The organism is Planctobacterium sp. R6, assembly GCF_055755215.1.
Window position 1 is genome coordinate 1 of the sequence record NZ_JBVTQY010000040.1, and the last position, 13061, is coordinate 13061.

The following is a 13061-nucleotide window of genomic DNA, read 5'->3' on the forward strand; positions in this document are numbered from 1 at the left end:
TTGTGGAACTTAATCCGGAGAGCAAAAAAGAAGCAGCTTAACGGCTTAGGCGACAACTACCTTGAAAAACGCCGATATGCAGTTAATTAACAGTATTCCTGGTACTGATAAGGCAGTAGGCATACATAATCACAGTGTCAGCTTTTCAGCCTGGCACAGCGCCATGAAAACCTTTTTTGCATCACTACCACCTGCTCTGGATAAAATGCAACAGGAGGCAGTGTCAGAATCACTGGAACTGGCTTCGAGCATTAACGAATTGCAAAAACAATCCAATAAACTGGCATTTCCAAAGGCTTATAATCTGTGTATGCAAATCAAAAAAGCCATCCGGGAAGGACAAGGTGCTGAACAGCTAATAAACGCCTGTGATGAGCTGGCAAACGAATTAATCAGTATCAAATCCTATTTAGATAGCCACTCTTTAAGTGCTTAAAACTAAAAAGCTGGCACACCGGCCAGCTTTTGTCGAACAACTTACCAGAATTACATCACTTCAACAGCAATCGCAGTGGCTTCACCACCACCGATACACAATGAGGCGACGCCTTTTGATTTACCCAGACGTTTTAATGCATGGATCAGAGTCACCAGAATACGGGCACCTGATGCGCCGATAGGATGACCCAGCGCACAAGCACCACCGTTGACATTAACCTTGCTTTCGTCAAGCTCCAACTGACGCACCGCCAACATGGTCACCATGGCGAAGGCTTCATTGATTTCGAATAAATCTACGTCATTCAACGACCAACCTGCTTTGTCCATCAGCTTTTGCATTGCTCCCACTGGCGCGACTGTGAAATTTTCTGGCTCAATGGAATTGGTGGAATGAGCTACAATGCGAGCCAGTGGCTCAAGGCCCAATGATTTAGCTTTGGACTCAGTCATAATCATAAGTGCTGCGGCACCATCAGAAATAGAGCTGGAGTTTGCTGCTGTTACTGTGCCGTCTTTTTTAAATGCAGGCCGTAAATTGGGGATTTTCTCTGGCATAGCTTTAGCCGGAGACTCGTCTTCGCTGACCACCACATTGCCTTTACGGCCCTGAATCACCACATCAGCCACTTCATTTTTAAAGTAACCTTCAGCTATCGCCGTTTTGGCCTTATCCAAAGAGGACAAAGCAAACGCGTCCATGTCTTCCCGGGTGATACCTTCAGCGTCGGCAGTCGCCTGAGCAAAACAGCCCATCGCCTGACCGTCGTAGGCATTTTCCAGACCATCCAGCATCATGTGATCCTGAACCTGGCCATGACCCATGCGATAACCGCCACGTGCTTTAGGCAATAAATATGGCGCGTTAGACATGCTTTCCATACCACCTGCGATCACCACTTCAGCACTGCCAGCTTTGATAAAGTCATGAGCCATCATAACGGCCTTCATACCCGAACCACACACTTTGTTAATGGTGGTTACGCCAGCAGAAAGCGGCAAACCGCCCGCCAGTGCCGCTTGTCTTGCAGGCGATTGCCCCAAACCAGCAGGCAAAACACAGCCCATAATCACTTCATCAACCTGATTGGCGTCTGCCTGACTATCGGCCAGGACACTGGCAATGGCACCAGCTCCCAGTTCTGTAGAGGTCAGAGGGGATAAGCTGCCCATAAATGCGCCCATTGGGGTGCGTTTGGCAGATACAATAACGATATTTTCTGTTGTCATTTTCATTACCTTTGCTGATGATGTTGGCATTGTGGTCTATTTGGTCAATCTGAGCGACTGTACTTTAGGACCATCTCCATCCTGTACAACATTCTGGACGCAAGCGATAACTTTGTCGAAATCGGTTGTAAATAGAATGTTGAAAAGTTGTCAGGGTTACTTTACCTTTACGTTAACTTATTCCTTACGTGAACGTAAAGGTAAACCTGTGAGTGAGCAAACTTATTCTATTGGTGAATTGTCAAAAGAATTTGACATTACCCCCCGCTCTATTCGTTTTTACGAAGAGCAAGGCCTGTTGGCACCAGAGCGAGCCGGTCAAAGTCGTATCTACAATAAAAAAGATAGAGTTCGGCTAAAGTTGATCCTACGCGGCAAACGTCTGGGATTTTCTTTAGCTGAAACCAAAACCTTATTTGAGCTATATGATTCTCATCAAAGCTCTAAAGTACAACTAGAAGAAATGCTACGCATGACGCATGAGAAACGCGCCATCATGAAACAGCAAATGGAAGATATTCAGATGCTGATGAATGAGCTAAATGACGTGGAGCTGCGTTGTAAAGAAGAATTATCTGAATTAACCAAAGGTGTGTAAATCCATGAATACTCCCTACCCTACATTAAATTTTGATCTTGGCGAAGATATTGATGCGTTAAGAGAAGGTATTTACCAGTTCGCGCAGGGCGAAATTGCGCCTCTGGCAGAAAAATCCGATGAAGATAACGCCTTCCCCAACCAGCTGTGGACTCAATTCGGTGAAATGGGTCTGTTAGGCATGACCGTCGCAGAAGAATACGGCGGTGTGGATATGGGTTATCTGGCCCACGTTGTCGCTATGGAAGAAATCAGCCGTGCATCAGCTGGCATTGGTTTAAGCTACGGTGCCCACAGTAATTTATGTGTTAATCAGATCCACAAAAACGGTACTGCAGCGCAAAAAGAAAAGTATCTGCCTAAGCTGGTAAGTGGTGAGCACATTGGTGCATTAGCCATGAGTGAGCCTAACGCAGGTTCTGATGTTGTCAGCATGAAACTGCGTGCGGATAAGAAGGGCGACCGTTACATTCTTAACGGCAACAAGATGTGGATCACCAATGGCCCTGACGCCAGCACTTTCGTGATTTACGCAAAAACTGACGTCAATGGTGGCTCCAAAGGTATCACCGCTTTTATCGTTGAAAAAAGCTTTGCCGGTTTCTCTCAGGCGCAAAAACTAGACAAGCTAGGTATGCGCTCTTCCAATACCTGCGAGCTGGTATTCGAAGATGTAGAAGTTCCTGAAGAAAACATTCTGGGCGAGGTTGGCGGCGGTGTACGCGTGCTGATGAGCGGTCTGGATTACGAACGTCTGGTACTTTCTGGTGGCCCTATCGGTATTATGCAAGCCGCCATGGATATCGTTGTGCCCTACATTCACGACCGCAAGCAGTTTGGTCAATCCATCGGTGAATTCCAGTTGGTACAAGGTAAAGTTGCCGACATGTACACTCAGATGAATGCCGCGCGTGCCTATGTTTACACCGTAGCCAAGGCTTGTGACCGTGGTGAAACCACCCGTAAAGATGCTGCTGGTGCGATTCTTTATGCGGCAGAATTGGCCACCAAAATGGCGCTGGATGCGATTCAGTTATTGGGCGGTAATGGCTATATCAATGAATACCCGACTGGACGCTTGCTGCGGGACGCCAAACTTTATGAAATCGGCGCCGGTACTTCTGAAATACGTCGTATGCTGATTGGTCGCGAATTATTCAAAGAATCAGTCTAAAGTATATTGACCGGGCAGATACAAGCCCGGTTGTAATTAATGAATCGGATTTTTCGCAAATCCGATTTTTTATGAAGCGGATTTAACGGAGTTAAATGTGTCGACACAAGCAAGTAATCCAATTCAATCAAAAATTAATGTGAAAAGTGCTGCGTTTGCAGAAAATGCTGAGCACATGGCGCTGCAGGTGAACGATCTGCAAGAAAAAATCGCGCAAATCAAACAAGGTGGTGGCGAAAAAGCCAATAAGCGTCATACCGACCGAGGCAAATTATTGCCCAGAGAACGTATCAATACCTTATTAGATCCCGGCTCTCCCTTTCTGGAGATCTCGCAACTGGCAGCCTGGAACGTTTATGAAGACTATGTGCCCGCCGCTGGAGTTATCGCGGGTATTGGTCGGGTATCCGGTCAGGAATGCATGATAGTCGCCAACGACGCCACAGTTAAAGGCGGTACCTACTATCCTCTGACGGTGAAAAAGCACCTGCGTGCGCAAACCATTGCTGAACAGAACAACCTGCCCTGCATTTATTTGGTGGATTCCGGTGGTGCAAACCTGCCTCGTCAGGACGATGTATTTCCGGACAGAGAACACTTTGGTCGCATTTTTTATAACCAGGCCAACCTGTCAGCCAAAAACATTCCACAAATCGCAGTGGTTATGGGTAGTTGTACTGCTGGTGGCGCTTATGTTCCCGCCATGGCAGATGAATCCATTATCGTTAAAAATCAGGGCACAATCTTCCTGGGTGGACCACCGCTGGTTAAAGCCGCAACAGGTGAAGTAGTATCGGCAGAAGAGCTGGGCGGTGGCGATGTACACTGCCGGACTTCAGGTGTAGTGGATCACCTGGCCAACAACGATCACCATGCGCTTAAGATCGCCCGTGATTCTGTTGCCCGTTTAAACCGCGTAAAACAACCCAATATTGATATTCGCGAAGCCCGAGAACCGCTTTACGATGCCAAAGAAATTTACGGCATTATTCCGAAAGACACTCGTCAGCCCTATGACGTACGTGAAATTATCGCCCGCATCGTTGATGGCTCCGAATTTGATGAGTTTAAAGCGCTTTATGGCACCACACTGGTGTGCGGGTTTGCCCGCATATTCGGTTATCCCGTTGGCATCGTTGCTAATAACGGTATTTTGTTTTCCGAATCAGCACTAAAAGGCGCGCACTTTATTGAGCTTTGCGCCCAGCGCAAAATTCCACTGGTCTTCCTGCAAAACATCACTGGTTTTATGGTGGGTAAACAGTATGAGTCTGGCGGTATAGCCAAAAATGGTGCCAAGATGGTAACGGCAGTAGCCTGCGCCAACGTACCTAAGTTCACTGTACTCATTGGTGGTAGCTTTGGTGCCGGTAACTACGGCATGTGTGGCCGCGCTTACGATCCTCGATTCCTGTTTATGTGGCCAAACGCCCGTATTTCGGTAATGGGTGGCGAACAAGCGGCAGGCGTACTAGCGCAAGTCAAAAAAGAACAAAAACAACGCGCTGGCGAAACCTGGTCCGCAGAAGAAGAACAAGCCTTTAAGCAACCTATCGTGGACAACTACGAACATCAGGGACACCCCTACTACGCCTCAGCCCGTTTATGGGACGATGGTGTAATCGATCCTGCTGACACCCGTTTTGTATTAGGGTTGAGCCTGTCAGCTGCCCTGAATAAGCCTGTTGAGGAAACTCAATTCGGCGTCTTTAGAATGTAAGGTGTGATGATGACTGACTCTGTACTTTATAATCTTGATGAACGTGGCGTAGCCACGGTTACCCTTAATCGCCCGGAAAAGCACAACGCCTTTGACGATGCCCTCATCGCTGAACTGACGCACCTGTTTAAACAAATCGGTGAAGATAAAAACGTGCGCGCTATGGTATTGCAAGCCAATGGCCAAAGTTTCTGCGCTGGCGCAGATGCAGGCTGGATGAAGCGCATGGCGGATTACTCCTTTGATGAGAATGTTGCTGATGCGAAAAAGCTTGCTGACATGTTATGGCACCTGAATTACATGCCTAAACCCACCATCGCCAGGGTTCAGGGAGCCACTTATGGTGGCGCAGTGGGTCTGGTGGCCTGTTGTGATATGGCAGTCGCCAGCAAACTCAGTAAATTTTGTTTAAGCGAAGTACGTCTTGGCTTGATCCCTGCCACCATCAGTCCTTATGTGATTGCGGCCATGGGCGAACGGGTTGCTCGTCGCTATTTTATGACCGCGGAAGTGTTTTCTGCTCGGCGGGCCAGAAGACTGGGGCTGGTAAGCGAAACAGTTACCGAGGAAGAACTGGATACCACCATTGAAGATCTGCTGAATAACATATTGCGCAACGGCCCACAGGCGGTCGCGGCAGCAAAACAGCTGATTTTTGATGTTAAAAATCAGCCCGGTGAAGAAGAGGTTATTGAAAAGACCTGTTTGCGAATTGCCACTGTCCGTGTCTCTGACGAAGGTCAAGAAGGATTGAGCGCATTCCTGGAAAAACGTAAACCCAACTGGCGCAAGGATTAAACATGTTTAAGAAATTACTAATCGCTAACCGCGGTGAAATTTGTTGCCGTGTTATTAAAACTGCGCGCAAAATGGGGATACCCACTGTTGCCGTATATTCTGATGCTGATGCCAATGCCTTGCATGTGCAAATGGCGGATGAAGCGGTACACATTGGCGGCCCAGCAGCCAAAGACAGCTACCTGAAAGCCCAAACCATCATTGATGTTTGTAAGGAAGTCGGTGCAGATGCGGTGCACCCTGGCTATGGATTTTTATCTGAAAATGCCAGATTCGCCAATCTGTGCGAAGCCAACAACATTACTTTCGTAGGGCCGCCTACCGGCGCTATAGAAGCCATGGGTAGTAAAAGCGCAGCCAAAACCATCATGGAAAAAGCAGGTGTACCTCTGGTACCTGGCTATCACGGTGATGACCAGTCGGAAGCCGTTATCAAAAAAGCCGCCGATGACATGGGTTATCCGGTATTGCTCAAAGCGGCTGCTGGTGGCGGTGGTAAAGGTATGCGCCAGGTATGGTCTGAAAAAGAATTTGCCGGGGCCTTAGCTGCGGCAAAACGAGAAGCCTTGTCCAGCTTTAGTGATGACACCATGCTGGTGGAAAAATACCTGACACAACCCAGACACGTGGAAATTCAGGTGTTTTGTGACAAACATGGTAACGGCGTGTATTTGTTCGAGCGGGATTGTTCGGTACAACGCCGTCACCAGAAGGTTATCGAAGAAGCGCCAGCACCTGGCTTGTCTGAAGAAGTCAGAAAAGCCATGGGTGAAGCTGCATTAAAAGCGGCTAAAGCCATTGACTATGTCGGTGCCGGCACCGTGGAATTCTTGTATGACGTAGACGGTAGCTTCTACTTTATGGAAATGAATACCCGCTTACAGGTAGAACACCCGGTTACCGAAATGATTACCGGCCAGGATCTGGTGCAATGGCAGCTGAATGTCGCTGCTGGCGAGCCTTTGCCGCTCACTCAGGAGCAACTCAAAGTCAACGGACATGCATTTGAAGCACGAGTTTATGCCGAAGATCCCGACAATGACTTCTTGCCAGTTACCGGTCAACTTACCTATCTGCAGGCCCCATTAGAAAACCGCCATGTGCGGGTTGATACCGGCGTGCGCCAGGGCGATGAAGTATCAGTTTATTACGATCCTATGATTGCCAAGCTAATTGTCTGGGACGAAGATCGCAACAAAGCGCTTAATCGTCTGACTTCGGCACTTAGCGATTACCATATTAATGGCATGACCACTAACCTGCCATTTTTGTACAACCTGGCCAGCACCGATGCCTTCAGAAATGTCGAACTGGACACTGGCTTCATCGAGAAGCACCAGGATAAGATATTTGTTAACAGCGACTATGACTTCAATCAATGTTTGCCGTTAATGGTGCTTGCCATTCTGCTCAATAAAAAACAGACTCAACCCAAAGCCAACAGTGCTGATATCTCTTCTCCGTGGCAATTTACCAACGCCTGGCGTGCCAATGAGCAACATAGCCAGACTGTCGTTGTGGGTGTAGCTGGTGAAAAATTCGAAGTGACTGTTACCCATGTGGATGCTGAACAGTTTGAGTTGAATATCAATGGTGAAGATTTGTTGGTTTCTGGAAAACTGAGCGGCAATGAATTAATCGCCAATGTTAATGGACATCGCCAAAAAGCCACACTGGTAGTTCATGGCAGTGATATGTCTTTGTACACCGCACAAACAGCTCTGCACTTCAGTGAAGAAGAGCCTGATTTAGGTTTAGATGATATGCAGGATTCTGATGGGGGTTTAACTGCTCCCATGAACGGCACTGTCGTAAAACTCATGGTTGAGGCCGGAGAGACAGTTGACGCTGATACACCATTGCTAATCATGGAAGCCATGAAAATGGAACACACCATCAAAGCACCGGCAAAAGGTAAAGTCACAGAGTTCTTCTTTCAGGCCGGTGAACTGGTGGACGGTGGCGCGGAACTTCTGGCCTTTGAGGTGAGCGAATAATGACATTACCGCAATCAGCAACCATCGTTGAAGTGGGACCTCGTGACGGGCTGCAAAACGAAAAGGCCGATATTTTATTGCAAGATAAAATTGCGTTAGTGGAAGGTCTGGCGAATGCCGGACTATCCATGATAGAAACCGGAAGTTTTGTCTCGCCCAAATGGGTGCCCAAAATGGCCGATTCTGCAGAGGTATTTAAACAGGTGACACGCAAGCAAGGCGTCACCTACTCTGCCCTGACACCAAACCTTAAAGGCTTTGAAGCAGCTATGGAAGCCGGAGCCGATGAAGTGGCGATTTTTGGTGCCGCGTCTGAGTCATTTTCACAAAAGAACATCAACTGCTCGATTGCTGAAAGCTTGGCGCGTTTTGCACCGGTAATTGAGGCCGCACAGCAGCAAAACGTCAAGGTACGCGGTTATGTTTCCTGCGTTTTGGGTTGTCCCTATGAAGGTGACATTGCCCCGGAAGCGGTTAAACAAGTGTCGAAACAGTTACTGGATATGGGCTGCTACGAAATCTCTCTTGGCGATACCATTGGTGTTGGCACACCGCTGAAAACCCAACAGATGTTGAATGCAGTTTTGCAGGATATACCTGTAAAGAAACTGGCTGTGCATTTTCATGACACTTACGGCCAGGCGCTGAGTAATATCCTGATGGCGTTACAAATGGGCGTCAATGTCATCGATGCTGCTGTCGCAGGTTTAGGTGGGTGTCCTTATGCCAAAGGCGCCTCAGGCAATGTGGCCACTGAAGATGTGGTTTATATGCTAAATGGTATGGGCATTGAGACAGGTATTAACCTGGATGCTTTAGTGCAGGCTGGTGACAAGATCACCAAAGCACTTAATCGCAGCAATAACTCCAAAGTTGCCAACGCGCTGTTAGCCAAAGGCTAACCCACCACTGTGTGACATTCCTGTACTGGGAAAGTGTTCTTAAGTGTTTGCGCAATTAATGGCTTGGCGCTTTTATAATTAGTCAGGATGGCTGTAGCTACAGCCATCCTGATATAAAGCTTGGCTAGTTGCTAACTGCAATTTGCTGTCACAGCAATTTTTTCGGACTATTTAGGAGCTAAAGGCTGGATTTCCACTATCGGCGCTTCAGTAGTAACAGATAAAACATTTTCTCCACACTTAAAAGATGCTCCCCCACCTGAGGTTCCGCTATTGTCTGGACATTTACAACTGGTAGTGGTGTCTATACTCACTGTTGTTGCTTCCTGGTCATTACCCGCAGGCCAGCTGAGCGTGACTATGCCATCTTTAATCGTTTGCTCACAACGAGTGTCATTTTTTAGTGGCGCCAGATAAATGAGTTGTCCCTTGGCGTCGCTTATTCCTGTGCTGGATGGATAGTCGCGTTGCACAAAATAGCTATTTACCCAATACCCCCGCCCATTTTGGGTTTCTGCGTATGCGCTGCTGGTCCAGCCATCTGGATTTGCTGAACTACTGTAAACCGGCCCTTCCCATTTTGGGTATTCAAGCTTGCCATCCTTTACCGACATATCGTACTTATTGGGACGCGATGAGTTATTCATTTTACTTTTTCTGTCGTCGTAAACATGCTCTGTAAATTCACTGGATGAATCGAGTTTGATTTTGTACTTCTGGTACATCAGGTGGTAACGGCCAAGAGCGCCGGAGGTGTGTGCTACCCATGTTGAAGCCGAAGGTGTGCCTGAAGGCACAGAGGTATCGACAATATTTTTAAAATCTATCGGGTTTTTCGCTTTTAATACACCATCCTTGTATTCAATTGCTGGATTATTCAGTTCAGTGATGCCATTTAAATTATCTACTTTATAGGGAAAATTGAAGTAAAGCCTTTTTAAAGTAAGCTCCTGGCTATCATCTGAAACTTGGCACAATGCCGTAACGGTACCGGTATGCCATTCACTTTTCTTATTGGGCATATTGAGCTCTTCAATCCAGCAATTATTATTAATGTTCTCGGTATTAAACAATCGGTCAGATTCATTGTCGCCAGAGCAAAAGTTGTTCAGGTAATCTGCCTGCTCAACAAATTGAATTATACCTTTTGTTCTGTCTTCGGAATCTTCAGTTGCTCCAAAGACTGCAATGAACTTGCTTCCCAAATCCTCAAAAAAGTCTGCCATATATACCAGCGTTTCTTCATAACCGGCTTTTCCACTTTTATCAGATAGCGCATATGGAAACGGTGCATGCTTCCCGGTATAAAGCTCTGGGTGATTGTATAGCAGCGCAACCTGAACCTGATTCATAAAAAACAATTGTTGCATATCAGAGAGTAAATTAAGTTGTAAGGTAACAATGGGTTGCATTGCAGCCATGTAATAAACAACTTTATTGTCGATGCTGCTCTCTCCATGAGTCTTTTTAAGCACATCATGGTATGCCTTGTTCAGGTCTTTCCATATATTGCGATCAGGTCTCAATCTATCAGAAAATTCGTTCAATAATTCTGCGGGATCCAAATTTGAAGAGGTCACCTGACTTTCGGTTAAAACCCCCTTTGTTGCCAACTCAGGAACGTTAGCCCCAAGAAGTCTTAAAATATTGCTATCAGTCTGTGAGCAAACGCCACCCGGGCAAAGGTTTGCAGTAAACTCATAGAATTCGTCAGGTGTACGAGGAAAAACATGTTGGGTGTAAAATTCTTCAAACTTACTATTGATACCGATATTGGCGTCAATGAGTGCGGTGACAATGCTGTCATAGTGGTTTTGCGCATAATCATAAGCTAAGGTTTTTACCGCCATATAAGTGGCTGAACTTATCATCTGGATTTCATCCAGCTTTTTGTCCATTTCATCCAGTTGCGCTTGGATTTCTTTCAGGGTTTCCAAAGTCATATTGGGCTTTGGAAAGAGAACGCCCTTTACTATTTTTGCTGCTTTGACTGCAACGTTATAGGGTTTAGGCACTGCTTTTTCTGCGATATTAAACGCCAGGTCTAACCCTCCACTTTTTGAAACAGCCGTACCAGCAATTTCATTTTTTGTTAAGGATTGGGGGGTTGTAGAGTTAGTTGTACTCATGTGTTTTCCTTATATGAGATAAAAAATCCGGTTTTTAAGCGATGTATATAACCGTATAAAAATCCATTTTCTTCGAATGCCCCAAGGGAACAGTATTAAGTCAAATTCATTAAATCTGGAACTTTAAACAGCCATTCACTGCTGTTTTCACACTCTTACATCTTCAAAAATGGTTGCGCTATCAAAGCGTTAAACCATTATCTGGAATATTTTACATAAGCACATTACAGCAGATTACATTTATTCCGATAGCAAATGAAACAGGCAAATCCGGTTCTTTTTATTACCTTTGGTCAAATCACTTTTTATTGACAGAAATTATTTCTGCCCGCAGTCTTTCTAGTAAAAATAGTTCGCTTTGCAAGACACACCGGATAATAAGATATGCACTGGTTTTTAAATTTATCCATCAAAAATAAACTTTGGCTGTTAACAGGGTCATTTTTTGCTTCATTGTCTGTGGTTATCATTGTGGCATTCTGGACTCAGCAAAAACTGGCCAATGATGTCGATATCATCGCCAATAAGTACTTTACGGCATCCAATCTGATGTTGGCCGCCGATGCGAATTTGTATCGAGCCATATCAGCAGAACGCAGCCTGATATTCGTTAGCACTTCATCCCCGCCATTTCGCAATCTGGTGAATTACCACAAGCAGAACATTGAAGAAGCACAGCAAAAACTCCAGCAATTCAAACTTGTCATTGACGATCCGCAAATCCATCGTTTGATGAATGATTACGAGCGTTTGAGCAAAGAATGGCAAACGCTGACTTTCCAGGTGGTGTCACTACGGGAAAATAACGGCAGAGAAGAACGGCGCGAGGCGTCGCGAATTAGTTTGCAGGATGCTTCGCAGAAATTTGCAGAAATGCATGATGTGATAGATCAAATGAGCGCGGTGGTTACAAAGGACAGCCAAATGGTTGTGCAGGAGGCGGAATCAAACGTTACCTTTTCAGCCTCACTGATCTTATTCGTAACAATCGGCGCGGTATTATTTGGTACTTTTATGACATTGATGGCGATTCGATTGCTGGCACAACCACTCAAAGTACTGACAGACAGATTAAAACAAATCTCTTCAGGTGATGGGGATTTAACACAACGGCTGGAGGAAGACCGTTGTGATGAGATTGGTGAAACCGCCATTGCTTTTAACAAGTTTGCCAGTAACCAGGCAGCGATATTGAAACAGGTTAAAAAAGCCATGGTGAGTTTTATGCAGTCCATGGAATTTGTTGGCGAGAAAATGAACCATCTACATCATGCGACCTCAAAACAACAGGAAGTCAGTGACGATGTCGCTGGTTCCATGAGTCAAATGAGTATGGCGGTAACCGATGTAGCTAAAAATGCGGCGAATGCCTCTGAAGCAACCGAAGAAGCGAATCAGTTAGCGATCAAAGGCCATGCCGTTGTTAACGAATCGGTATCTACCATCAATACCATAACCTCCAACATTGCCACGACATCAGAGGTGGTCAAACAGTTGGATGTCAGAACCCAATCTATCTCCAATGTAACTGACACTATCAGTGAAATCGCTGACCAAACCAATCTACTGGCGCTGAATGCGGCGATAGAAGCCGCCCGGGCCGGCGAACAAGGGCGAGGTTTTGCCGTTGTCGCAGAGGAAGTACGCAACCTGGCAAAGCGAACCTCTGAACTGACCAAACAAATCCGTGAAAACATCGAGCAACTTAGCGTTGAAAGTGCACAGGCCGTATCAGTGATGGAAGAATCTTTAAATAATTCAAAAATTTTGGATGAAAAAGCCATTCTCTCCGGTCAAGCATTACAAGAGATCACCACTGCCGTTGATTTGATCTCAGGAATGAACATGACTGTAGCCAGTGCCGTTGAAGAACAATCGGTAACAGCAGAAGAAATTAATCGCAGCATCGACAACCTGAAATCCATGGCGGTGGAGTCCGACGCGCATTCTCAGGACACCTTAAAGGAAGTTGTCGAACTTTTGTCGTTAGCCAGAGATATGCAAACGTTATTAAATCGATTTAAGGTCGAATAACTTGTAGAGCTGCTTATGCAATCCCTGTGTCGTAGTGTAAT

10 protein-coding genes are annotated in these 13061 nt (G+C 46.1%); 8 read left to right on the top strand and 2 right to left on the bottom strand.

Annotation, left to right across the window (positions count from 1 at the left end; genetic code table 11):
- The first annotated feature begins 61 nt into the window (after positions 1-61).
- Positions 62-436, top strand: a complete 375-nt coding sequence (locus AC0J20_RS19015; protein WP_473022940.1) for a hypothetical protein — start codon at positions 62-64, stop codon at positions 434-436.
- Positions 437-486: 50 nt separating this feature from the next.
- Here the strand turns inward: AC0J20_RS19015 and AC0J20_RS19020 are convergent, their stop codons facing one another.
- The gene (locus AC0J20_RS19020; protein ID WP_473022941.1) at positions 487-1668 is read right to left on the bottom strand and encodes a thiolase family protein; all 1182 of its coding nucleotides are present in this window, start codon (positions 1666-1668) and stop codon (positions 487-489) included.
- Positions 1669-1876: 208 nt separating this feature from the next.
- Here AC0J20_RS19020 and AC0J20_RS19025 point away from each other — a divergent pair, with 208 nt between their 5' ends.
- From AC0J20_RS19025 to AC0J20_RS19050, 6 genes are all read left to right on the top strand, one after another.
- The gene (locus AC0J20_RS19025; protein WP_229528025.1) at positions 1877-2266 is read left to right on the top strand and encodes a MerR family transcriptional regulator; all 390 of its coding nucleotides are present in this window, start codon (positions 1877-1879) and stop codon (positions 2264-2266) included.
- 4 nt (positions 2267-2270) lie between these two features.
- Entirely contained in the window at positions 2271-3440 is a 1170-nt protein-coding gene (locus AC0J20_RS19030; RefSeq protein WP_229527506.1) for an isovaleryl-CoA dehydrogenase, read from the top strand.
- A gap of 97 nt (positions 3441-3537) precedes the next feature.
- Positions 3538-5160: a carboxyl transferase domain-containing protein gene (locus AC0J20_RS19035; protein WP_473022942.1), complete on the top strand. Its 1623-nt coding sequence runs from the start codon at positions 3538-3540 to the stop codon at positions 5158-5160.
- Positions 5161-5169: 9 nt separating this feature from the next.
- A complete protein-coding gene (locus AC0J20_RS19040; RefSeq protein ID WP_473022943.1) occupies positions 5170-5958 on the top strand; it encodes an enoyl-CoA hydratase/isomerase family protein in 789 nt (262 codons plus the stop codon).
- A gap of 2 nt (positions 5959-5960) precedes the next feature.
- A complete protein-coding gene (locus AC0J20_RS19045) occupies positions 5961-7955 on the top strand; it encodes an acetyl/propionyl/methylcrotonyl-CoA carboxylase subunit alpha (protein WP_473022944.1) in 1995 nt (664 codons plus the stop codon).
- Positions 7955-8857, top strand: a complete 903-nt coding sequence (locus AC0J20_RS19050) for a hydroxymethylglutaryl-CoA lyase (protein ID WP_473022945.1) — start codon at positions 7955-7957, stop codon at positions 8855-8857. The genes AC0J20_RS19045 and AC0J20_RS19050 overlap by 1 nt, the downstream gene beginning before the upstream one ends.
- 167 nt (positions 8858-9024) lie before the next feature.
- Here the strand turns inward: AC0J20_RS19050 and AC0J20_RS19055 are convergent, their stop codons facing one another.
- The gene (locus tag AC0J20_RS19055; RefSeq protein ID WP_473022946.1) at positions 9025-10986 is read right to left on the bottom strand and encodes a hypothetical protein; all 1962 of its coding nucleotides are present in this window, start codon (positions 10984-10986) and stop codon (positions 9025-9027) included.
- Positions 10987-11370: 384 nt separating this feature from the next.
- Here AC0J20_RS19055 and AC0J20_RS19060 point away from each other — a divergent pair, with 384 nt between their 5' ends.
- Positions 11371-13020 carry a methyl-accepting chemotaxis protein gene (locus AC0J20_RS19060; protein WP_473022947.1) on the top strand — a complete coding sequence of 550 codons (1650 nt, stop codon included), beginning with the start codon at positions 11371-11373 and terminating at the stop codon, positions 13018-13020.
- Positions 13021-13061: the final 41 nt, after the last annotated feature.

Excerpts from the sequence above, each read along its gene's own strand:
- AC0J20_RS19060 (WP_473022947.1), top strand. The coding sequence starts at position 11,371 with ATGCACTGGTTTTTAAATTTATCCATCAAAAATAAACTTTGGCTGTTA.
- AC0J20_RS19055 (WP_473022946.1), bottom strand. The coding sequence starts at position 10,986 with ATGAGTACAACTAACTCTACAACCCCCCAATCCTTAACAAAAAATGAA.
- AC0J20_RS19040 (WP_473022943.1), top strand. The coding sequence starts at position 5,170 with ATGACTGACTCTGTACTTTATAATCTTGATGAACGTGGCGTAGCCACG.
- AC0J20_RS19045 (WP_473022944.1), top strand. The coding sequence starts at position 5,961 with ATGTTTAAGAAATTACTAATCGCTAACCGCGGTGAAATTTGTTGCCGT.
- AC0J20_RS19030 (WP_229527506.1), top strand. The coding sequence starts at position 2,271 with ATGAATACTCCCTACCCTACATTAAATTTTGATCTTGGCGAAGATATT.
- AC0J20_RS19050 (WP_473022945.1), top strand. The coding sequence starts at position 7,955 with ATGACATTACCGCAATCAGCAACCATCGTTGAAGTGGGACCTCGTGAC.
- AC0J20_RS19020 (WP_473022941.1), bottom strand. The coding sequence starts at position 1,668 with ATGACAACAGAAAATATCGTTATTGTATCTGCCAAACGCACCCCAATG.